The sequence below is a fragment of the Arcticibacter eurypsychrophilus genome (genome assembly GCF_001730525.1).
Lineage (GTDB): Bacteria > Bacteroidota > Bacteroidia > Sphingobacteriales > Sphingobacteriaceae > Arcticibacter > Arcticibacter eurypsychrophilus.
Genome location: NZ_MDFN01000030.1, coordinates 28,998 through 53,387, shown reverse-complemented (window position 1 = coordinate 53,387; position 24,390 = coordinate 28,998). Strand labels below are relative to the sequence as shown.

Here is a 24,390-nt window from a genome sequence, read left to right as displayed (position 1 = left end):
AAAGGTTTAACTTTATAAAGAGCTATGTCTTATAAAAAGGATAATAAAATAAAGAGCAATTTCACATCGATTACGATAAGCTTGGCCTCTCCAGAATCAATTCTGGAGCGTTCAAGCGGTGAAGTTTTAAAGCCTGAAACGATTAATTATCGTACTTACAAACCGGAACGTGATGGTTTATTTTGTGAGCGTATATTCGGTCCGGTAAAGGATTACGAATGTCATTGCGGTAAATACAAACGTATCCGTTATAAGGGTATCGTTTGTGATCGTTGCGGTGTTGAGGTAACAGAGAAAAAAGTACGTCGTGAGCGTATGGGACACATCAATTTGGTGGTTCCCGTAGCGCATATCTGGTACTTCCGTTCTTTACCTAATAAAATTGGTTATTTACTAGGCTTGCCTACTAAGAAACTTGATCTTATCATTTATTACGAGCGTTATGTTGTTATTCAGCCAGGTATTAAAGAGGCTGATGGTATCAACAAAATGGATTTTCTTACTGAAGAGGAATATTTAGATATTCTGGATACGCTTCCTAAGGAAAATCAATATCTTGATGATAAAGATCCTCAAAAGTTTTTGGCCAAGATGGGAGCGGAAGCTCTTGAAGAATTGTTAAAACGTCTGGACCTTGATCAGCAATCGTATGATCTTCGTCACCAGGCAGCTAACGAAACTTCTCAGCAACGTAAAAATGAAGCCCTTAAACGTCTTCATGTTGTAGAATCTTTCAGAGGTGCTCGCAAGAACATTGAAAATCGTCCTGAATGGATGATCGTTAAAATCGTTCCTGTTATACCTCCTGAGTTACGTCCTTTAGTTCCTCTGGAAGGTGGCCGTTTTGCTACTTCGGATTTAAATGACTTATACCGTCGTGTAATTATCCGTAACAATCGTTTGAAACGTTTGATCGAGATCAAGGCTCCGGAAGTAATTTTACGTAATGAAAAACGTATGTTACAGGAAGCTGTTGACTCTTTATTTGATAATTCACGTAAAGTAAATGCGGTTAAAACTGAAGGAAATCGTGCCCTTAAGTCTCTTTCAGATATTTTGAAAGGTAAGCAAGGTCGTTTCCGTCAGAATCTATTAGGTAAACGTGTGGATTATTCAGCTCGTTCGGTAATTGTTGTTGGACCGAGTTTGAAACTTCATGAGTGTGGTTTGCCAAAGGATATGGCTGCTGAGTTGTTCAAACCGTTTATCATTCGTAAGATGATAGAAAGAGGTGTGGTCAAAACAGTGAAGTCTGCTAAGAAAATCGTTGATCGTAAGGATCCTATCGTTTGGGATATATTAGAAAACGTACTAAAAGGACATCCTGTATTGCTTAATCGTGCGCCTACGCTTCATCGTTTAGGTATCCAATCTTTTCAGCCAAAGCTGATTGAAGGTAAAGCGATTCAGTTGCACCCTCTTGTCTGTACTGCCTTTAATGCGGATTTTGACGGTGACCAGATGGCTGTTCATTTACCTTTGGGTCATGCTGCCGTATTGGAAGCTCAGATTTTGATGCTTGCTTCTCATAACATTCTGAATCCTGCAAATGGTACTCCTATTACCGTACCTTCTCAGGATATGGTTTTGGGTCTTTATTATATCACTAAAGGCCGTAAGACTGATGCAGAACGAGTTATTAAGGGACAGGGTCAGACTTTCTATTCTGCTGAAGAGGTGATCATTGCTTACAATGAAAGGAAGATCGATCTTCATGCATTTATTAAGGTAAAGGCAAAAGAGAAAGAAAAAGACGGTTCTATTGTCAGCAAAATCATCGACACTACTGTAGGTCGTGTGCTGTTTAATGAAATGGTACCGGAAGAAGTGGGTTATATCAATGAACTTTTAACTAAGAAATCACTTCGTGATATTATTGGTGAGGTAGTTAAAGCTACCGGTATGGCACGTGCCGCTCAATTCCTTGATGATATTAAGGAATTAGGATTCCGGATGGCGTTCCATGGTGGTCTTTCCTTTAATCTTCAGGATTTAAATATTCCGGAGGCTAAGGTTACATTGATTGCTCAGGCTACTAAGGAAGTTGAAGAGGTAATGAGTAACTACAACATGGGTTTCATTACTAATAACGAGCGTTACAATCAGATTATCGATATCTGGACCCGTATCAACAATCGTTTAACAGCGAATGTGATGGATATTTTGTCTAATGATAATCAAGGGTTCAACTCGGTATACATGATGCTTGACTCAGGTGCGCGTGGTTCAAAGGAGCAGATTCGCCAGCTTTGTGGAATGCGTGGTCTGATGGCTAAGCCTCAGAAATCAGGTTCAGGAGGTGAAATTATTGAGAATCCGATTTTGTCTAACTTTAAAGAAGGACTAACGGTATTGGAATACTTTATCTCTACTCACGGTGCACGTAAAGGACTTGCGGATACGGCTCTTAAAACAGCAGATGCGGGTTATTTAACTCGTCGTTTGCATGACGTTGCTCAGGACATGATCGTGAGTGAAACTGATTGTGGTACTTTAAGAGGTACTTATACAACTGCGCTTAAGGATAATGAAGATGTTGTTGAACCATTATACGACCGGATTTTAGGTAGAACATCATTACATGATGTTTATGATCCTATCACCGGAGAACTTTTGGTTTATGCAAATCAGGATATTACTGAGCATATAGGTCACAACATTGAAAACTCATCACTTGAAGGTATCGAAATTCGTTCCGTTCTTACTTGTGAAAATAAAAGAGGTGTTTGTGCGCTATGTTATGGTCGTAACCTTGCCTCTGGTAAACGTGTTCAGGCTGGTGAAGCTGTCGGTGTAATTGCTGCACAGTCCATTGGGGAACCGGGAACACAGTTAACACTTCGTACGTTCCACGTTGGGGGTACTGCATCGAATATCGCTGCTGAATCTCAGATCAACGCGAAGTTTGAAGGTATTATCGAGTTTGAAAATATCAGAACTGTTCCTTACGAAACTGAAGAAGGTCCGGTAGAGGTAGTTCTTGGACGTTCAGGTGAGTTCCGTATCATAGAAGCTGGAACAGGAAGAATGATTATGACAAATAACATTCCTTACGGTTCTTACTTGTATGTTAAAGAAGGACAGCAGTTGGTAAAAGGCGACAGAATTTGTAGCTGGGATCCATACAATGCCGTTATCATCTCTGAATTTACAGGTAGAGTTGCTTTTGAAGCGGTAATTGAAGGGGTTACTTTCCGTGAAGAGTCTGATGAGCAGACTGGTCACAGAGAAAAAGTAATCATTGATACCCGTGATAAGACAAAGAATCCGGTAATTCAGATTGCTGATGGTCAAGCTCAGATTGTGAAAGGATATAACATCCCGGTAGGAGCTCATATCTCGGTTGATGAAGGTGCTAAGATTAAGATGGGAGAGGTAATTGCTAAGATTCCTCGTTCAACTGGTAAAACAAGGGATATTACGGGTGGTCTACCACGTGTAACGGAATTGTTTGAAGCACGTAACCCATCAAATCCTGCAGTTGTAACGGAGATTGATGGTGTGGTAACATTGGGTGGTGTGAAACGTGGTAATCGTGAGATTTCTATCGAATCTAAAGATGGACAGCTTAAGAAATATCTTGTGCCCCTATCTAAACACATCCTTGTACAGGATAATGACTTCGTGAAAGCGGGAATGCCATTATCTGATGGTTCAATTTCTCCTGCTGATATTTTATCTATTAAAGGTCCGGCTGCGGTTCAGGAATACCTGGTAAATGGTATTCAGGAAGTTTACCGTCTGCAGGGTGTGAAAATAAATGATAAGCATTTTGAAGTTATTGTTCACCAGATGATGCAGAAAGTTCAGATTGAAGATCCAGGTGATACTCGTTTCCTTGAAAAGGATGCGGTTGACCGTTGGGACTTTATGATTGAAAATGATGATATCTATGACAAGAAGGTAGTTACTGAGGCAGGTGATTCTCCAAACTTTAAAGCAGGTCAGATTATTTCTGTCCGTAAGTTAAGGGATGAGAATTCTGTTCTAAAACGTAAGGATTTGCAGTTGGTTGAAGCACGCGATGCTATCGCAGCAACATCCAGTCCGGTTCTTCAGGGTATCACCCGTGCGTCATTAGGTACGAAGTCATTTATTTCAGCAGCATCTTTCCAGGAAACTACTAAGGTTCTGAATGAAGCTGCGATTAGTGGAAAACGTGATAATCTGTTAGGTCTGAAAGAGAATGTAATTGTAGGTCACCTGATTCCTTCAGGTACTGGTTTACGTAGCTATGAACGTATCATAGTTGGTTCTCAGGAAGAGTATGATAAATTATTGGCGTCGAAATTAGAAGAAGCCGTTTAATTTATATTAAATATTATTTATAAAGTCCCCCTAATTTAGGGGGACTTTTTTATTTTTACATTATGGAAGAACAGAATACAGATAATCAGTTAAATATTGAATTATCAGAAGAAATTGCAGAAGGAATTTATTCCAATCTTGCTATAATTACTCACTCCAATACTGAATTCGTATTGGATTTTATCAGAGTAATGCCAGGAGTGCCAAAGGCAAGAGTTAAATCGAGGATTATACTAACACCAGAGCATGCAAAAAGACTTCTCAGTGCGCTTGAAGATAATATTGAAAAGTTTGAAGAACAGAATGGAAGAATAAAAATACAAAAGGATAATGGTGTGCCGCTTACTTTTGGAGGCCCAACGGCACAAGCTTAATACGAGCTGGATGATTTAGAAACCTCCTATGTATGCTTATTGTTATTAGACAAGGACTAAATAGCAAGTATAAGTAGCGGACGTAAAAGTAGCCGTTTAATGGTGAAATCCGTTTATTGCAAAACCCTAATATGATCGGCATTGGTTACAGGATGAAAAGAGGAATGACTATCAAGCTGAATACTTTACGGTAAGGTGCCTTTTTGAATACATCTTCTTTCGTGAATTAAATACACATTTTTAGCGTGTTTAAAATTCAAAATAGCTTGTTCTTATTTTTGTTGATTAATATGGGAGATTATGCTGGAATAATCTTCTGGATGAAACCAGCTTATTTCTGGATCTTTCCTGAACCAGGTAAGCTGACGTTTAGCAAATCTTCTGGTATTCTGCTTTATTTTATCTATAGCTTGCTCCAAGCTAAGAGAACCATCTAAATAGTCAAATATTTCCGAGTAGCCTACTGTGTTTAAGGCATTGAGATGCCTGAATGGTTTTAATTTTTCTACCTCATCAACTAATCCAGCTACAATCATCATGTCCACTCTTTTGTTGATCCTTTCATAAAGCAATGGCCTTTCCATATTTAAACCTATTTTTATTGAACTAAAAGGTCTGTTTTGTTTTATAGAATTTGACCGGTATATAGAGAAAGGCTGTCCAGTGGAAATGCAAACTTCCAAAGCTCTAATAAGGCGTTGAGGATTATTCAAATCAACTTCTTTGGCATAGGAAGGATCAAGTTTCTCCAATTGATCTTGGAGAGTTTGAATCCCTTTAGCAGCATATTCCTTATTTAAGAGGTCTCTTACTAGTGGATCAACATCAGGAAATTCATCGAATCCTTCACAAACAGCCTTAATGAATAAACCGGAACCTCCAACTAAGACAACTGTATTCTTTTTATGATAGATTTCATTCAGTTTGAATAGGGCTTCATTTTCAAAACTTCCTGCTGAGTAAGACTCCTCTATAGAAATGGAATCTATAAAGTGATGTTTAACTGCTTCTAATTCGGTTTGATTTGGCTTAGCGCTTCCAATGCTCATTTCTTTGTAAAATTGCCTTGAATCTGCCGATATAATTTCAGTATCAAAATTCAAAGCAACCTTAATGGCAAGTTCAGTTTTACCTATAGCAGTAGGTCCGGCTATAACAATTAGCGTGTTATCAGAACCCATATGTTGTTATTAGAAGGATATTTTTTAATAGTCGTCTTTATTTTTGTTATTGTCATAGTCGTCGGAATCGGAACTGTCGTTATCAGAAAAACCATCTGCAAATTCATCTTCTTCATCTTCAGAGGCACCACCATTTAATTCTTCTACAGAATTGGCCGTATCCATATCATCCGTTTCTTCCTCAATATAGCCGTATTCTGTTTCATTAAGGAAATCAAATCCCTCATCGTCTTCTGTAGTAGCTGGAGGTACTGGTATTGTACCCGGCATTTTTGGAGCTTCACCAATACTTCTGGAAAGAAAAGGGTATTGTTTTCCGTTTTCTTCTTCAAGGATTTTGACTAGTTCTATATGAAAGTCATAAGGACGTTCAAAATTAAAGGTATAATAAAATTTTTGGTGAGGATCATCAATAAAGCGGCTCAATTTCGTGTTTGACATGAGCGCAACACCTCTATCAATTTTTCTTTGAGACGGGAGGTATGCAATTTCATCACTTTTGATCCAGTGATCATTACAGACGAAAAAAGAGGAAGCCATCTCCGGATTATACCCTGTACTTTTATGTATTGCAAGATGAAAATCCTCAAATGTTTGGGTTGACTTAATATCGATATCCCGTACTACGTCGTCGTAATCTTCAAAAGTAACCTTGAATCGGTAAATAGCCATGACAAGTTTTATGTTTTATGCGAAATGAAAAATTGCGTAATTTTAACGCTCTCTATTTCAGATTGTTTGAAATTATGTTAAATAATAGTATTCTTTTGAAAGAGGCCCAGTTCTTTACCTTTATCAATCATGTAAGACATTGCATCTCCGCGAGAATTTTTGATTTCACCCTCAAGAATTGCTTCTCTGATTTGATTTTTAATAATGCCTACTTCACGTCCAGCCTTAATTCCGAACGTTTCCATTATATCCAGACCAGATATGGGTGGTTGCCAGTTCCTTATTTGATCCCGTTCCTCTACATCCTTTAACTTTTGCTTAACCAGCTCAAAGTTATTCCTGTATTTTTTCTTTTTATACTCATTCTTAGTCGTAACATCTGCATGGCAGAGTAACATTAAAGCCTCAATATCTTCACCTGCATCAAAAAGTAAACGCCTTACAGCTGAATCAGTAACTACATCCTGTGCAATAACGATTGGCCTGAGGTGTAATTGTACTAACTTTTGAACAAACTTCATTTTTTCATTTAATGGAAGTTTAAGCTGAGTGAAAATTTTAGGAACCATACGTGCTCCCCGATCTTCGTGTCCATGGAATGTCCAACCGTGATCAGAGTCAAAGCGTTTAGTAGTAGGCTTTGCTATATCATGCAATATCGCCGCCCAACGTAACCATAGATCATTGCTTGTTTCTGCAATGTTGTCTAAAACTTCCAATGTATGGTAAAAATTATCTTTATGTCCTTTGCTATTAATAAATTCAACGCCATATAATTCTGTCATCTGAGGGAAGATGAGATGAAGCAGACCGGTGTCAAACAGGTAATTAAAACCAATGGATGGTTTTGGAGATAAAATAATTTTATTGAGCTCATCCATAATACGCTCGGTAGAAACAATGGATATTCGCTCTTTAAATGATTTAATTGCTTCGAAGGCTTTCTCTTCTATAGTGAAATTTAATTGTGATGCAAAGCGTATAGCCCTCATCATTCTCAATGGATCATCAGAAAAGGTCTCTGTTGGATTTAGAGGTGTACGTATGATTTTTTCTTTCAAATCATCAACTCCATGGAATGGATCTACTAATGCACCGAAATTTGATGTGTTCAGCGAGATAGCCATCGCATTAATAGTGAAATCACGCCTGAACTGATCATCTTCAAGAGTGCCATTTTCCACTATAGGTTTTCTTGAATCTGTTCGGTATGATTCTTTACGTGCACCAACAAACTCAATTTCAAGGTCTTTAAAGCGAAGCATGGCTGTGCCGAAATTTTTAAATACGGATACATTAGTTTTGAGTACAGTGGCAGCTGCTTCTGCGAACTCAATTCCATTTCCGATAATAAGTATGTCAATGTCTTTAGATGGCCTCTTTAAGAAAATATCCCTTACAAATCCGCCAATAACATACGTTTCTACACCTCTCTCGTCAGCTAGTTTATTGAGTTTTCTAAATAAAGGATTTTTAAGGTGTTGCTTCATAAAACACGTTGCCCTTATCCTATTTCTTATTTAAAGAATACGATTTGGGAATGCAAAATTAATGTATTTTGATTGTTTTGAACTGTCTAATTTGAAATTCAAGTAATTGGTTCAGGTTTTAACTACTTCCTGATGAATGAAAAGCGACCGTCAGGCTCAATTTTCATGATAGTAGAAGACTTTTTCTTTGACATGTCAGCTTGTTCCAGATCAACAACATAATCGACACCCTCCATAATAGTTTCTGAAATCTGTGAAAAGTTTTCAGGTGATGGCTCTCCACTCAGATTAGCTGAAGTAGAAACAATTGGCTTTTTGAATTTTTGAATTAGTTGTTTACAGAAATTATGAGTTGTGATCCTGATTCCTATACTTCCATCCTCATGAATAATATTAGGTGCCAAATTCTTAGCATTGGAATAAATTATAGTAAGAGGATTCTCTGCATATTCGATCAAATCATAGGCAATATCTGGAACTTCCGATACATAAGAAAGGAGTTTATTATCAGAATCAAGGAGAATAACCAGGCTTTTGCTGGAATCACGGCCTTTAAGCTTATAAATGCGTTCAACAGCCTCTACGTTTGTTGCATCACAACCAATACCCCAAATGGTATCAGTAGGATAGAGGATAAGTCCCCCGGATTTAAGTACTTCAAGTGCCTTTGTTATTTCAGCATTCATTAATTATAGCAATTAGTTATTCGATAATGGAGTACAAATGGCTTTTTATTTCCATATCACTCATTTAGACAAAATAATCTGCAAGATAAGATAATAAACTTGGCCAAATGATGTTTTCTGATTATTGGCTTTGGTTTATAATAAATTGCCTCTGAAATGATTGAGTATTAGTTTTTATTAAGTTGGGTATAATAGCATTCTATCATTTGCTGAGCAAGTAAATCGCTATCAAACTTTTGCACATACTTTAGTCCTGCAATCTTCATTTTATTCTGAAGAAGGGAATCACTTAAAATACCATTTAGTGCATGCGCCAATGCTGAACTGTCATTTGGATCAATATAGAGACTTTCAGGTCCGCCTGCTTCTTCCAGACAGGATCCAGTAGCCGCAACCACTGGGATGCCTGAATATAAAGCTTCTATTACCGGGATTCCAAAGCCCTCATAAAATGAGGGATAAACAAACACAGTCGCCATTTGATAAATAGCCGGCAGATCAATGAAAGGGAGATCCTTCAAAAAAATTACCCGATCTGATAGATTTAATGATTTTATTTGTGCTCTTACCTGATCTGCATAAGGTTTATTTCTACCGACCACAACAAGCTTAAAAGCCGGATCAATATCTTTTAGTGCATTAATAATCAACAATAAGTTTTTCCGGGGCTCAATCGTGCCTACATTCAGTAAATATTTATCTGGTAAAGCATATTTTGCCTTGATTGAATTTTTAAACTCCTGTGATTGGATTAGCTTAAACTCCGCATCGCAACTTTGATAAATGACCTTTATCTTTTCTTCCTTAACGTTGTAAAATTCAATTAGATCTTGTTTCGTCTTTTGACTGATTGCAACAATACAGTCGCTATTTTTCGCAGCATACCTCGTCTTGAAATTATAGATGAACCGATCTATGGGCTTATAATAATCAGGGTAACGTAAAAAAATCAGGTCATGGATACTTACAATGCTTTTGATACCAGTAGATTGGATGCCAAAAGGGATTTCATTACTCAAGCCATGGTAAAGTACTATGTTGTCTTTTTTAAGTTGACTTTTTATTCCAAAGCTTCTCCACATCAAGGATAATGACTTTTTTTCCGGAAGTTTTAATTCAATTCCAACGGTATCAAGAAAGGTATCAATCTGTTTCGATTTTTTGTGTTTAGGTGCATAAACTAAATATTGGTTATCCGGGAATAATTTAGCTAATTGCACAATTAAAGATCGACTGTAATTTCCTAAACCAGTGAGATTATTTGCTGCTCTCTTTCCATCAAAACCAATCCTCATTGTGCTTTTTTAAATAGTGTTATTATTTGTTATCAGATAAAAGTATCGTTAAACGATCTCCATGCTTAATCGCCTCAGACAGTAATAGACTTTCGTGTCTTCCTGGGAATCAGCAGGTCATTTTTGATCTGATTGCCCGATGAATACTGAGGCCTCTCATGTAAAATTATCACGATGTAGACTCCTTCATTGGAATGAAAAATTTGCTATTTTAAGAAATCGATTTCAGTATCAAACCAATATCCGAAACTGTTTGATTATAACATTAAGTTAAGATAATAAACCCGAATAAGTAGAAAAAGGGTTTTGTAGGCATAAAATACTTAACTGCTCCATGTTTTAATTTGCATAAACCAAAACCAAGTACAATAGGTTATTAAATCAATGAAAATTGACTTTTTATAAAATATTAAACCTGCATAAACTTAAGGTAAGTTCATGCAGGTTTTTGAAACAGGTTATACTGCTACGTTATTTTCTCTTAAAGCGTTGTTTAATGAGGTCTTTTTATCAGTTGATTCTTTCCGTTTTCCAATAATCAATGCGCAGGGAACATGGAATTCTCCAGCAGGAAATTGCTTCGCATAGCTTCCAGGAATAACAACCGAACGGGCAGGAATAATACCTTTATATTCCACACTGGAACTACCTGATACATCAAAGATCTTTGTAGAAGCAGTAAGCACTACGTTAGCTCCTAACACAGCCTCTTCTTCAACCCGAACCCCTTCAACCACGATAGCGCGGGATCCTATGAAACAATTATCTTCAATAATTACCGGTGCTGCCTGAACAGGTTCTAATACGCCACCAATGCCCACACCACCACTCAGATGAACATGTTTTCCAATTTGCGCACATGAGCCAACCGTAGCCCAAGTGTCCACCATGGTGCCTTCATCAACAAATGCACCTATATTGACATACGAAGGCATCAAAATTACACCTTTAGCCAGGTAAGCACCATAACGGGCAATGCCATGTGGTACTACACGTACACCAAGTTCTTTATAATTGGTCTTTAATTTCATTTTATCATGAAAAACAAAAGGACCAACTTCAATTTCTTCCATCGTGCGAATAGGGAAATATAAAATTACTGCTTTTTTAATCCACTCATTAACGTGCCATCCGCCTGCCACAGGTTCAGCAACTCTGATTTCTCCTTTATCAAGCAGGTCGATAACGTGCTCAATAGCCTTGATATATTCACTATAAGTTAAAAGAGTTCTATCTTCCCAGGCTTCTTCAATCTGTTTTTGTAGTTTAAAGATCATTTAATTATATTTCCAGCAAAATAAAGCTTTTTTAAGGACTTTTGTTATCTATTCTATCAATAAGAACCAATCATTTTTACAAAGAATCAAAATAGGATGGTTATACCTAATTGATTTAAGAAGCAATTGTTGAATTAATAATTAGAATTGGTAGGTTATAATCATCAATTGAAAAATCAATCAGTTTTACGAATAGTTTAAAATGGTTGGGTTAGAACCATTTATTTTCATAAGAATTAAATTGGTAATTTTATATCTAATTATTAAAGGCATGGGCGAGAAAGAAAAACTACGAATAGATAAATATCTTTGGTCAATCCGACTATTTAAGACGCGTACTTTAGCAACAGATGCATGCAAAGCCGGACGTATAAAGTTAAACGGACAAAATATTAAACCTTCCTACGAGGTGAAAATAGGAGATGTTTTTCATGTCTCAAAAGGTATTGAACGTAAACAGGTACGGGTAACCGGACTTCTACACAGTAGGGTAGATGCTAAAACGGTAGTCAATTTTTACGAAGATATCACACCAGAAGAAGAAACATTAGGTTATAAATCAATGTTTCATGCTCCCTCATTGAAGAGAGACAGGGGCACGGGAAGGCCTACAAAGAAAGATAGAAGAGAAATTGATGATCTGATTAGTGATGAAGATGTTAAAAGTCAAGAATAGTAATGTTAAAAGTCAGAAATAGTAATAGTTGTTAAATAATAGACGCCTAAATCTTAATTTCAATCAGTAACGCATTTTTTTTTCAGATTGAACCCAAAGATCGAATACAACTTTAGCTTCGTCTTCCAAAATTTGTTCAGATGGAAGTTGCCTTTGTTCTTTAACTAATTCTAGCTCCTCATAAATGAAATGGTCATCAAACCCGATTACCGCTGCATCATGTTTGGTGTTGGCATAATAAATTTTAGCTAACCTGGCCCAATATATTGCACCTAAGCACATAGGGCAAGGCTCACAGCTCGTATAAATAATGCAACCACTCAGGTCATAAGTCTTCAATAGCTGACATGCTTTCCGAATAGCAGAGATTTCTGCATGCGCAGTAGGATCATTAGTGGAAAGTACTAAATTCTGACTGGCGGCAATGATGGAATTATCTTTAACAATGACCGCTCCGAAAGGACCGCCAAGGCTTTCCAGTATATTTGACCTGGAGTATGAGATAGCCATTCTCATAAATTGATGATGAACGTTCTCTTCCATAATAAGGGGATATTAAAAAAGGCTGCAAACCAAACCGAATGCAACCTTCTTTATGTAGTTTAACCTGTGATGATTATTTTTTATCCTTCGTATACTGATCGTTTAACCCTTTAACCACTTCATTGGTTACGTCCAGACTTTCATCTGCGAATAACAATGAAGGATTGCTTTTAGAATAAGTCAGGACCATTTTATAGCCTTTTTCTTTTGCGTACACTTTCAAATATTCCGCTACTTTATCATAAAGCTTTTCGTTTTCTCCAGCAGATTCGTTAGCTAAAGCAGAACTGGCATTTTGATTAAAAGCCTGTAGTTCCTGTTGCTTACGAGCAAGGCGTTGTTCTGTTGATGCCCGTTCATCTGCACTCAAGCTTTGAGCCTTTTGTTGGTATTCAGCAACTTCTCTCTGGAAAGCAGTCCCTTTAGAACTTAAGTCATCCTGAGCTTTTTTAGATTTAGATTGAAGTTTACCTTTAATGTCTTTAAAGTAATTGTAATTATTAACTAAAGAATCAGAATTAACAAATACAATTGGTTCTGCAGCTTTAGATGCCGAAGCTGAAGTAGATGGCGAATTTGTTTTAGCCTGCTCTTTATTGTTACATGAAACAACTACGGCTGCAAACAAGAATCCCGCTGTAAGTTTGGAGAATGTTCCGAATGATATTGTCATTTTTACTTATAATTTCAGGCAAATATAATCTTTCGCCTGATGTAAACAATTTAGAAATCATAAAACAGCTTTCTCTGACGCTTTAATGGTATAAAATACTGTTAATTCGCTTAAAATGGCTAGATTTGATCTATTGTTTTAAAATAATTATGAGCGAACAAAAGGAAGACAAAACTAATTATTCAGCGGAAAATATACAGGTTTTAGAAGGCCTGGAAGCTGTACGTAAGCGTCCTGCTATGTATATTGGCGATATTGGTATAAAGGGATTACATCACCTTGTTTATGAAGTAATTGATAACTCTATCGATGAAGCACTTGCTGGATATTGTACCGATATTAACGTAGTTATTCTCCCCGATAATTCTATTTCTGTCGAAGATAACGGCCGTGGGATCCCAACCGGGATTATGGCAAAAGAAAAAAAGTCAGCACTTGAAGTAGTTATGACGGTTCTGCATGCCGGAGGTAAATTTGATAAAGATACATACAAGGTTTCAGGTGGGTTACACGGTGTTGGGGTATCCTGCGTAAATGCACTATCCACCCTTTTAATTGCAACCGTTTACCGTGATGGTAAAATCTTCAGACAAGAGTATAGTTGTGGAAAACCATTATATGATGTTAAAATTATTGGCGATTCAGATAAAAGAGGAACATCGATTACTTTCACTCCTGATACCAGCATTTTTAGTCTGACCAACGAATACAAATTCGACACCTTAGCTGCTCGTTTAAGAGAACTTGCTTATTTGAATAAGCGCATCCGTTTGACTTTAACCGACGAACGGGAAGTACATGAAGATGGAAGCTTTAAAAAAGAAGAGTTTTATTCAGAAGGCGGATTAAAAGAATTTGTTAAATTTCTAGATGGCACCCGCACTCCTTTAATCCCTGAACCTATTTATGTAGAAGGAATTAAACAGGGTATTCCAGTTGAGCTGGCCATGCAATACAATGAAACCTACACCGAGAATGTCCATTCTTATGTGAATAACATCAACACAATTGAAGGTGGAACCCATGTTGCTGGTTTTAGAAGAGGTTTAACGCGTACGCTTAAATCATATGCGGAAAAATCAGGCCTGCTTAAAAATATAAAAATTGAAATTAATGGAGATGACTTTCGCGAAGGTCTGACTGCCATTATTTCTGTAAAAGTTCAGGAACCGCAGTTTGAAGGTCAAACAAAGACCAAGCTTGGTAACAACGATGTAATGGGAGCCGTCGATATGGCGGTAGGAGAGATCCTGAACAACTATCTGGAAGAAAATCCCAGGGAAGCAAAGCTTATAGTAGGGAAAGTTATTATTGCAGCACAAGCCCGTGCAGCCGCCCGTAAAGCAAGGGAAATGGTTCAGCGTAAAACGGTTATGGGTGGATCAGGTCTTCCTGGTAAGCTTGCCGATTGCTCTGAAAAAGATGCTTCCAAATGCGAACTGTATCTTGTCGAAGGGGACTCTGCAGGTGGAACGGCCAAGCAAGGCAGAAACAGGTATTTCCAGGCTATTCTTCCTTTAAGAGGTAAGATCTTAAACGTGGAGAAAGCACAGGAGCATAAGATCTATGAAAATGAAGAAATAAAGAATATTTTTACTGCTCTTGGTGTAAGTATAGGAACGGTTGATGATGCCAAGGCATTGAACATGGATAAGTTACGTTACCACAAAGTGGTCATCATGACGGATGCGGATGTGGATGGTTCTCACATTACTACGCTAATTTTAACTTTCTTTTTCCGTTATATGAAAGAGTTGGTTGAGTTTGGTTACGTGTATATTGCTACCCCTCCATTGTATCTGGTAAAGAAAGGTAAAGAACAAGCTTACGCTTGGGATGATACCACTCGTGATGCTGCTGTTCAACGCTTAAAAGGTGCTGGAAAGGAAGAGAACGTTCATGTACAGCGTTACAAAGGTCTTGGAGAAATGAACGCGGAGCAGTTATGGGAAACAACTATGAATCCTGAAACCAGAACGCTAAGACGTGCTACCATTGAAAATGCGGCCGAATGTGATCATATATTCTCAATGCTGATGGGTGATGAAGTTGCTCCCCGTCGTGACTTTATAGAGAAAAATGCAAAGTATGCAAGAATAGACGTATAATACTTATAAGCATAAAAAAAGAGGCTGATTCATTTGATCAGCCTCTTTTTTTATGCTTATAAATAAATGAAAATAAATAAATTCTTTTAATCAAATGTAGTTTGTCCTGAATCTATTTTTTCAAACGAAACTTTTGTATCCTTGGATATATGTTTTCGAACCTCAGAAAAAGAGATCTTTTTCAACGGATAATTGATGATTGCCCTATACTTCACTAAAATATCCCCACCAATTACACCAATTACCGGTTTGACCGATACTTGCTCAAATGCATTGTTAATTGTCGAAAGATCAAGAATAGCAACCTCCATATTCGATATCACTAAATCCCCAATACTCATTTCTTCAACTTTCAGCGTATAGCTTTCCATTGAATTAGTACCTAGTCCTGTTGAAAGTAAATCACTGATAGAGATCATATCCGAACTGATGTATTTCTCCACCATGCTTTTATCAAGAACAGTTCTTGAAGCTCCTGTATCAACAACCGCTTTGAACTTTTTTCCAAATACAACGACGTCCACTAAAGCGTGAAAGCCGTCGTTATGTAGATTCAAAAGTTTCAATTTTACCTCTATCATTAGAAGGTCAAAACACTATTCATAGCCCTTACAGCCTCTGCACTCTTATTGAAAGCAGCAGTTTCTTCATCACTTAACTGAAGTTGAATGATTTTTTCCCATCCATTCTTGCCGATGATCACAGGAACTCCTATAGCAATATCCGATTGTCCGTATTCGCCATCCAGGGCAACACAGCAAGGCACTAATTTTTTCTCATCCCTAAGAATGCTTTCAACCATGGCAGCTGTTCCAGCACCTGGCGCATACCAGGCAGAAGTACCAACTAGTTTAGTCAGTGTAGCACCACCAACCATAGTCGCCGCAACTATACTATCCTGCTGTTCCTTACTTAAGAATTGAGTAACCGGGATACTGTTCCATGTAGCATGATTAATCAAAGGAATCATCGTAGTATCACCATGTCCGCCAATAACCATCGCATTCAAATCTGCAGGAGAACATCCTAGTTCCTGACTCAGGTAATATTTAAATCTGGATGAGTCAAGTGCTCCACCCATACCAATAATACGATTTTTTGGTAATCCTGATGTTTTAAGAGACAAGTAAGTCATTGTATCCATCGGATTAGAAACAATAACAATAACAGCTTCTGGAGAATACTTAAGTATGTTTTCTACTACACCTTTTACAATACCAGCATTTGTTCCAATCAGCTCTTCGCGAGTCATTCCTGGTTTGCGCGGTAATCCGGATGTAATAACAACTACGTTTGAATCAGCTGTACTTGCATAATCATTCGTGACGCCTCTAACCTTAGTATCAAAACCCAATAGGGCAGAGGTTTGCATCATATCGATAGCCTTGCCTTCGGCAAAACCATCTTTAATATCAAGCAATATAAGTTCCTCTGCTAATTCTTTTCTAGCAATATTATCAGTACAGGTTGCTCCAACGGCACCTGCTCCCACTACTGTAACTTTCATGTTTTAGGTAATTTAGTATGTAATAAAAGTTAGGCAATTTAAATAAATCCCCTAACCTATTCGATAGAATTCATTAAATGTAACACAAATTTTGTTTAAACATTAGAATGGATACCCAATTGCTAAATTTAACACTAGATTGTCTTTTCTCCATTCCTTGTTTCCGAAATTGATTTCATCAAATACCCAGCGTTCACCTTCAGGCAACCATGGCTTCCGGAGAGGAAATGCCAGGTCAAGACGTAAAATTAATATGGAGGCATCAATCCTTACTCCGGCTCCTGTTCCTACGGCAAGCTCTTTCATAAAATCTTTAGTAAACTTAGCACCGGATCGGTTAGTATCATTATTTAGTAACCAGATGTTACCGGCATCCAGGAACAAGGCTCCTCTTACAATACTGAATAATTTAGGCCTGAATTCGGTGTTAAATTCCAGCTTAATATCTCCGGATTGATCGGCTGCTATGGTATCATTGGAATCCTGCGCCGGATCACGATATACCCCCGGACCCAGAGACCTTGCACGGAATGCTCTTAAACTATTCGTGCCGCCAATAAAAAACTGCTTAACAAATGGTAATGATCGCGAGTTCCCGTACGCTTGACCATAACCCATAATTAGTCGAGATGCCCATTGTGAATTTATACCCAACTTATAATAGTGTCTGAAGTCTAATTCACCCCTTACATATTGGGAATAGGGGGTGTTGAATAATTTCTTTTCATTTTCTACCTTTGCCCCCTGAATTAAGCCCAATAAATTAGCAGACATATCCAGATTCGCATTGAAATAAAAGGTATTCTTTTTATAAGCACGGTGGGTGTTCGTATAATTGAAATTATAGTTAGGGCCAATTATAAACTGATCTTGAATCGCATTTCTATAAGTAGAATTAGTTTGAGCCAATGTGTCATAAGCTGGAGATACAAATGGGGCATGTACATAAGTTACCCCTAAAACGGTCAGCTGATGTTCCTTTTCCAAACTCTCTTTCCAGGTGTAACCCACCGAGGTACGAAATGAATTTAACTTGTAACTGTTCTTTCTTTCCAGGCGGTCATACCCCAAAACAAACCGTGTACGTGGAATATAAGCACTACTCGTATTCAGTTTAAAAGGAGTAAGGAAACGTGGAATACTGAGGTTGGCCTCTGTACCATATCTAAAAATCCCGTCTCCGCTATTATTGCCCGATACTTGTACATCAGTGGCCACATAAGCAGATAGAGTTAGCAGTTCCGCACCCCGGAAAGCATTCCTGTTCCGCCAGCTTAATGTAAATTCCGATCCGGTAAAATTAGCTGAATTTGTTCTTCCCGTTACCTCTGCCCGAATAGACTTTTTAGCCATAGGAGTGAGGTAATAATAGGCGTCCAGTGCCTTTTTCGTCGTGTCCGATTCTATAAATTGATTCTTAACAAACTTGAAAGTACCCAAACTGGTCAATCTGCTTAAAGACAAATTATGATCTGCACGATTATAGGTGTCCCCCTTATAAAAGAACATAGTCCGTTCAAATACAGCAGGTTTGAACATATTCGTCCGGTCAATGACATAAAAGTCCTTATACTTCACAGCTTCCGGACTTTTTCCCTGTACAGTGTCCCTAAGTTTAAAGTTAGGATAGATAAAAATGTTATTGATCTTGTAAATATCCTTCGCTTTTTCAGTAGTTGCGTCTTTGATGTTCATATACAAATCAACCTTGTGATCGGCTGTAGTACTGTCAATCTGAACAATAAGATTCTCCGGGCTAAAGTAGTAAAATCCCTGTTCTTTCAGCCGGGAGTCGATCCGTTCACGTTCCAGTTTAATGACATCAAGGTCATAACTGTCGCCAACTTTTAACTGGCTATCCTCAGCTGTAGCATGTACTGCTTTTCCAAGGTCAGAACTATCCGTAGTAAAATTAACGGTTTTAATCAGATATCGCGGTCCAGCCAAAGCCTGATAAGTAAGAGAAGCTTTTTTACCATGTATAGTGGTATCCGCATTCGTGCTAGCCACAAAAAAACCTTTATTTTCAAGCCTGTTAGAAACGATATCCCGATTGTAATCTACCTTTACCGAACTGAATAATACAGGGGGCTCACCGTACTTTTTAATCCATTTCAACGGTCCTTTCTTCGCGTTTTTGGTAATATTATAGATCCATATTTTGGGCCTGATCCCCAAAATAGACATATTCGGTTTAGGCCTTAATAAACTGGTCAGGTCGGGTTCCAAGATCTTTTTATCTTTTTTCTTCAGGTCCTTGTCTTCAATTTTAACCTTTGCACCAGTATACAGAAAATCACCTTCGGGAACATTTTTCGTCACATTACATGCAGCAAGAAACGCTACACAGAGTAACAAGAAGTATTTTATATATCGTTTAGTCATTCTCTTTAGTAGTTTCATTAGCCGATTTTCGAGCACGCTGACGTCTCTTTTCTTCTCTTGTTTTTGTTCCGAATATTTCTTTAAACTGATTGTAATCCATGCTAATTACAAATCCTACACCTGTTTCAATAACTTGTCCCTGAAGTGCTACCTGATATTGATTTTTTTGGTAAGCCCGTAACATATACCGGCCATTATTGCTGAGCTGGTATTCCGCTTGAATATCACCCGCTATATTACTGGTCTTTCGGTTTTGTTGCTGAGGACCTTCTAATTCAAAATTGCTACCCACCGTTACCTTCAAACGATCGTTAAGCAATCGCTTGGATAAACCTACGTTCAAATCCGTACGGTTAGCCATTTGTCCGGTCGTATAATCTTCCGATGACTGCAGATCAAATTCCAGCTGCACACCACCAATCATATCACCGGCCAGGTTATTCAGCTGATCCGATAACAGGCGACTTACACTTTGTCTGGCAGAAGATTCCAGACCACCGCCACCAGCACTGCTCGCAAAAGGATTATCCGATATAAAACGGTTCAATAACAATACCGCAAATACCTGTTTATTCAACTCCGAAGGCTCTGTTCTTAGCTGCGTCAATCTGCCATTCACATTAGTAATCACTTCTGTGGCAACATTATAGTTTGCTTCCGGCAGAATGATGTCAAAAGTAATCGTTGGTTTCATCAGTTCTCCTTTTAACATCAGGTTCACATTAAATGGAAGTTTCTGTTTATAGGTATTAAGCGTAGTCTGTGCCACAGAGCCCAATTGTTGTTCCACCAAATCAATAGGAGCTGTATTGACCACGTACGTTGCAGTAATATCCGCATCAGCCATCATCGGCTCTCCGTTCCAGGTTAGAGTACTTCCTTTTTTGATTAAGAATTTTCTTTTAAGAAAGCTTAAGCTTAAGTCATAAGAACCTTCTTCTACAGTAAGGTTACCTGTTAAACTAACCTTACCGCTAGGGTCAATACCCCCGTTTAACTGTGCCGCACCTTTAAGCCGCAACATATCCCCATTTGCAGGATCCACCAAAACGTTGAGTTGCGCTTCTTTATCCAGTTCGATGTTCACTGAGACATCCATTCCTGTAATCGCAGAAGAATTTAAAGTATCAGCAGGATCTTTAAACACCTTTGCAAGCTGTGGATTATCTTTATCCACAAATTCAACAATGCCTGCCCTGTCCTGAATTCCCGGATCACTGGCAGGAAGCACTAAAGTGAAGTCCGTTTTCGGATCGATTTTTAAAGATCCATCCACAGCAGGAGCAGCTACTGTTCCCTTAATTCCTAAACGGGTATCAATAAATAACTTTCCATAAAACAGGTCATTATCTTTTGCTGCTGAGTTAATAAGCTTGAAGTTATTTGCATTTAATTTCAGGTCAAAACGGAAGTCTGTATACGTTTTCGTATATACAGTTCCTAAAAGCTGCGCTTTGTTATTAGCGGAGTCAATCAGGGCAAAGTCGTTAAACGTAATCCCATCCTCCGTAAAACCAATCCTCGCATTGTCCTGAATTTTAAAATAGGAGTTCAGCATCGTCACATTAAAGGCTACTTCCTTAAAGTCAATTCCTCCTCGTATGGCAGGTGCAGTAGTGGTGCCGGTAATATCCAGGTTCCCCTTCATAAAACCTTTTGTTTCTTTCACACTCCCCATAGTAAAACCTTCAATACTCTTCATATTAAGGTTGGCAATGTCGAGCTTCATGTCAAAGCTGCTATTGTTGGTATAATATAAGCCATTCAGGTTAACCTGATTCCCTTGTCCTGTAATCTTAACGTCCGCTGCAAAAGTGTTTGCCTGCTCATTATTGACTTTTAGAGCTATATTTCCTACGGTATCACCCATGAAGCTGAAATTGCTCACCGTCATATCCGAAGTAAATACAGGAGTTGTATTGAAATTGCGCACTTGTGCATTCCCGTTTATTGTACCACCAGCCAATAGGGAATCTTGTTTCGCTATATTGGTTAACGTTTCAATCTGGAAATTTTTAAAGTCAATTACCAAAGGGTTATTAAGTCCCGGTGGACTCGTATTGATACTTAATTGCTGATTATTGTTGGATAAGACAAAGTTCGTTGCCTCTATCCCTTTTCCTCCAAAGAGAATGGCATTATTCTGACTTACTTTCCATGGCGTATGATTTAAAACTAATCCATCCGGATTCAAACTAAACTGAAAAGCGTCCTGCAAAGCCTTTAGCGCACCAGCAATCCGATAATCAGCCCGACCCTTATTGTCCTGGGTCTGGATCGCAGTCGTAATCGTATTATTCCTCACATTTCCGGCAACACTAGCCTTAAGAAGTTGCATAGAGCCTGTTGTAATCTTATCTAGCATCAATGCATAATTCAGCGTACTGTCCGCTGTGTTGATCTTCATCTGGAAATTACTCAGGTCATTTGTGCCATACAAAATACGGGGTATCGAACCATTTACATTCAGTTGCCTTTTCTGACTGTCAAAATCTCCATTCAAAACAATGGTCGCAAGTTCTTTCAAATCCGGCACAAACTTTTGAATCAAAGGCCCATTGGCAATTTTTGCATTAAAGATCAATTTTTGCGGCCCATATTTTACCGGTTTAGCCTTCAAACCTATTGTATAATATTTGCCAATCAGATCCTGCACTGCAGTACCTAATTGCGTCAATTTATACTTTCCTTTCAAGTCGGCGGACATCACTTCCGAGCGTAAACGAAGTGTATTGCTATCCGCAGAAGCACTGGAAATGATACTCACTGTATCCAAACCAATTCGCTGATCTGCTTTGGCAAACAACGCTTCAGTCAGCAGAATGCTCCCATTTAAATAGTCAGGATCAGCAGTAGGCAAATCGGCAACCAACTTACCATGGAAACGCATGTCCTCTTTCACAAAATGTAGGTTCTTCAGATTTGCACTGTCCAGATCCAGGTTCAACTTAATCGCAGGATATGTGCCCGACATATTAGCCGAAGCAGTCAAATTAAACTTCAAGTTTGGATCAGGCATATCAGCCTTCACCATCATATTTCCTCTGCTGGCAGAACCATCAAAAGAAAAGTTCCGGTAGGTATAGTGGTTGTATTCCGCTTTAATCACTTTAGCAACTGCCCTGGCTCGCATCGTTTTAGGATTCAATCCATTCCCTACCACATTTGCCGCCAGTGTAATCCGCCCGATACTATCATTTTTGATCATCCTTCCGACGTCAAAATTGAAGATCCGTACATTAGCTTTATAAGATTCCCGGCCTTTAACCAGCGCATTATACGTCGCAATAGTTTTCGCACTTCCAAAGCTTGAAAAAAGGTTTAAGTCTGTACTGAAATTGGTCATTCCACCTTTAAACTTGCCCGTCAACTTAATCGATTCAGGAATCCGGATATTTGCAGGAATGGTACCTTTTGGAACTAATGCGAGAATATCGGACCTTCTGGTGCTAAACTCATCAATTTTAATGTCCAACCAAGCCTTATTCATATCCGGTAACCCCCTGGTCTTAGCGGAGGCCTTAATGATCGTACCTCCCAATCCTGAGATCTGAAGATTTTCAATCTCCAGATTTTTCACCTTACCTTTCACCTTGCCATTTATATTCAGTACCGCATTTGGATTACCTTTAAGGGGAACTGTATTAACCAGATCCGGAGCCAGAATTAAGATATCTTTGAATCCAATCTTAGTTTTAATCAAGTTCGCTTCCACCCCAAGTTCACCCAAATTCTTAGAGATGCTGGCTATAGAAGGATAAGTAACTCTGATATTATTACTAATGCTGGTATAAGGAGTCTGAATCAGCAGGTCTTTCAAATAGGCTTCTTTAGGTCCATAAAAGAATTTCGTTTCAAACTTCAACAGGTTAAACCCACTTTTATCCTTAAACGTGCCTGAATTGATTTTCCCTGAAATGGTGTCTACAGAATAAGCAAGGTCATTCAAACTTAAATTCAAGTCCTTAATATCCATATGAGCGAAATCCATCCCCTTCTTTTGCATGGGCATGTTGAAGTTATCAAAGCGGATATTGTTATTGCCCAGATTCAGGTCTTTGGTATCAAACTTCCAGTTGTTAGCTGTCGCCTCTGTAGTTTTTACGGTTTCTGAAGCCACCAACTTAGCCTGCTGACTTTTCCCAAGCTGAAATAAAATTGAAGAATTACTCAAATCAAGCTTATTCAAAGCGATATGCTGATTCTTCATATCGATCTGATCAGATTCAACAGCAAGAGAACCCAGGTTTACATCCGCTTTCATCGCTGACACATCATTCTGATAGTATACCTTTATCTTAGAAAGATCAATGGTTCCTAGTTGCAGATCGAGGTTCATAGGCTCAGCACTTTCCGCTTCATGCACCGCAACTGATTTTGCAACTACGGCAGGCTTACTCTGAATTACCCTCGCATTGACTCCCGAAAGTACTATTTTGGGGATACTGAACTTCATCTTATCCAGATCAAATTCCTTTACCCGGGTGTCAAAGTGACCAATAGAAAAATAAACATCATTTGCTGATGGAGCATCTTTAAAACTTACTTTAATCCGGTCCAGGTTAATTTTATCCAGCGAAAACTTCATGGTAGATGAAGTATCAACCGGCTCAGGCTCTTTTTTTTGCTCGCTCACAAAAGCCTTCATGATATAGTCAAAATTGAATGCACTATCGGATCCACGCTGAATATTAGCCGTAATACCTCTTAGGTCAATTTCATTAATTTCAAGTTTATTATCAAGCAGCTTTAATAAGCTGATGTTTACTTTTAGCGTATCTCCCGCCAACAAGGTATCTTTCTTCTGATCTTCGAAATAAATGTCTTCCAGTACAATCAGTTTAGGCAAGTCCAGGCTAATCTTATTAATCTCTACCTTCGTACCAATCTTACCCTCCAGGTAACTTACAACCTTTTTTTTTGCAAAATTTTGAACAGCCGGAACACGAATCAGGACAAATACTAAAAGAACCAGAAAAATTAAAATCCCAATGATCCACAGAATGATTTTTAAGGTGAGGGTACCGAATCTTCTCAAGTTAAATGTATTTAGTTCAAATCAATAATTGTTAAAAAGCATAAATGTTTGATTTATTAACATAAATTGTAAATTATACTTTTTCCCAACCATTACTGTCTCTTATCCGACAATGAACTTTAGGATAGATCCACAAAAGAAACTACTCTGCTTGATCTTTACGCAACAACCCCCCTA

The 24,390-nt window shown here is 38.2% G+C and carries 16 protein-coding genes; 4 read left to right on the top strand and 12 right to left on the bottom strand.

Features of this window, described 5'->3' with window-relative positions; all coding sequences use genetic code 11:
- Positions 1–24: 24 nt before the first annotated feature.
- Both rpoC and BFL47_RS15545 read left to right on the top strand, forming a co-directional pair.
- Positions 25–4,308, top strand: a complete 4,284-nt coding sequence (gene rpoC, locus BFL47_RS15550; protein ID WP_069660723.1) for a DNA-directed RNA polymerase subunit beta' — start codon at positions 25–27, stop codon at positions 4,306–4,308.
- A gap of 62 nt (positions 4,309–4,370) precedes the next feature.
- Positions 4,371–4,682: a DUF3467 domain-containing protein gene (locus BFL47_RS15545; RefSeq protein WP_069660722.1), complete on the top strand. Its 312-nt coding sequence runs from the start codon at positions 4,371–4,373 to the stop codon at positions 4,680–4,682.
- Positions 4,683–4,954: 272 nt separating this feature from the next.
- On the opposite strand, the gene miaA is transcribed toward BFL47_RS15545, so the two are convergent.
- From miaA to BFL47_RS15515, 6 genes are all read right to left on the bottom strand, one after another.
- Positions 4,955–5,863 carry a tRNA (adenosine(37)-N6)-dimethylallyltransferase MiaA gene (miaA, locus tag BFL47_RS15540; RefSeq protein ID WP_069660721.1) on the bottom strand — a complete coding sequence of 303 codons (909 nt, stop codon included), beginning with the start codon at positions 5,861–5,863 and terminating at the stop codon, positions 4,955–4,957.
- Between the two features lie 24 nt (positions 5,864–5,887).
- On the bottom strand, positions 5,888–6,535 hold the full coding sequence (locus BFL47_RS15535; RefSeq protein ID WP_069660720.1) for an IS1096 element passenger TnpR family protein: 648 nt from the start codon (positions 6,533–6,535) through the stop codon (positions 5,888–5,890).
- A gap of 77 nt (positions 6,536–6,612) precedes the next feature.
- Positions 6,613–8,025, bottom strand: a complete 1,413-nt coding sequence (locus BFL47_RS15530) for a CCA tRNA nucleotidyltransferase (RefSeq protein ID WP_069660719.1) — start codon at positions 8,023–8,025, stop codon at positions 6,613–6,615.
- A 122-nt stretch (positions 8,026–8,147) separates the two neighbouring features.
- Positions 8,148–8,711, bottom strand: a complete 564-nt coding sequence (locus tag BFL47_RS15525; protein WP_069660718.1) for an L-threonylcarbamoyladenylate synthase — start codon at positions 8,709–8,711, stop codon at positions 8,148–8,150.
- Between the two features lie 167 nt (positions 8,712–8,878).
- Positions 8,879–10,006 (bottom strand): glycosyltransferase family 4 protein, encoded by a 1,128-nt coding sequence (locus tag BFL47_RS15520; RefSeq protein WP_069660717.1) that lies wholly within the window; start codon positions 10,004–10,006, stop codon positions 8,879–8,881.
- A gap of 458 nt (positions 10,007–10,464) precedes the next feature.
- Positions 10,465–11,283: a 2,3,4,5-tetrahydropyridine-2,6-dicarboxylate N-succinyltransferase gene (locus BFL47_RS15515; RefSeq protein WP_069660716.1), complete on the bottom strand. Its 819-nt coding sequence runs from the start codon at positions 11,281–11,283 to the stop codon at positions 10,465–10,467.
- Between the two features lie 271 nt (positions 11,284–11,554).
- Between BFL47_RS15515 and BFL47_RS15510 the strand changes: the two genes are divergently transcribed.
- The gene (locus BFL47_RS15510; protein WP_069660734.1) at positions 11,555–11,959 is read left to right on the top strand and encodes an RNA-binding S4 domain-containing protein; all 405 of its coding nucleotides are present in this window, start codon (positions 11,555–11,557) and stop codon (positions 11,957–11,959) included.
- Positions 11,960–12,022: 63 nt separating this feature from the next.
- On the opposite strand, the gene BFL47_RS15505 is transcribed toward BFL47_RS15510, so the two are convergent.
- Both BFL47_RS15505 and BFL47_RS15500 read right to left on the bottom strand, forming a co-directional pair.
- The gene (locus tag BFL47_RS15505) at positions 12,023–12,502 is read right to left on the bottom strand and encodes a nucleoside deaminase (RefSeq protein ID WP_069660715.1); all 480 of its coding nucleotides are present in this window, start codon (positions 12,500–12,502) and stop codon (positions 12,023–12,025) included.
- Positions 12,503–12,575: 73 nt separating this feature from the next.
- Entirely contained in the window at positions 12,576–13,175 is a 600-nt protein-coding gene (locus tag BFL47_RS15500; RefSeq protein ID WP_069660714.1) for an OmpH family outer membrane protein, read from the bottom strand.
- Positions 13,176–13,324: 149 nt separating this feature from the next.
- On the opposite strand from BFL47_RS15500, the gene gyrB reads away from it, so the two are divergent.
- Positions 13,325–15,283, top strand: a complete 1,959-nt coding sequence (gene gyrB, locus BFL47_RS15495; RefSeq protein ID WP_069660713.1) for a DNA topoisomerase (ATP-hydrolyzing) subunit B — start codon at positions 13,325–13,327, stop codon at positions 15,281–15,283.
- 86 nt (positions 15,284–15,369) lie between these two features.
- Here gyrB and BFL47_RS15490 read toward each other — a convergent pair whose 3' ends face one another.
- From BFL47_RS15490 to BFL47_RS15475, 4 genes are all read right to left on the bottom strand, one after another.
- Entirely contained in the window at positions 15,370–15,864 is a 495-nt protein-coding gene (locus tag BFL47_RS15490) for a retropepsin-like aspartic protease (protein ID WP_069660712.1), read from the bottom strand.
- Positions 15,864–16,790: a malate dehydrogenase gene (gene mdh / locus BFL47_RS15485; protein WP_069660711.1), complete on the bottom strand. Its 927-nt coding sequence runs from the start codon at positions 16,788–16,790 to the stop codon at positions 15,864–15,866. The genes BFL47_RS15490 and mdh overlap by 1 nt, the downstream gene beginning before the upstream one ends.
- A gap of 102 nt (positions 16,791–16,892) precedes the next feature.
- On the bottom strand, positions 16,893–19,193 hold the full coding sequence (gene tamL, locus BFL47_RS15480; protein ID WP_245681388.1) for a translocation and assembly module lipoprotein TamL: 2,301 nt from the start codon (positions 19,191–19,193) through the stop codon (positions 16,893–16,895).
- Entirely contained in the window at positions 19,168–24,213 is a 5,046-nt protein-coding gene (locus BFL47_RS15475) for a translocation/assembly module TamB domain-containing protein (RefSeq protein WP_245681387.1), read from the bottom strand. The genes tamL and BFL47_RS15475 overlap by 26 nt, the downstream gene beginning before the upstream one ends.
- Positions 24,214–24,390: the final 177 nt, after the last annotated feature.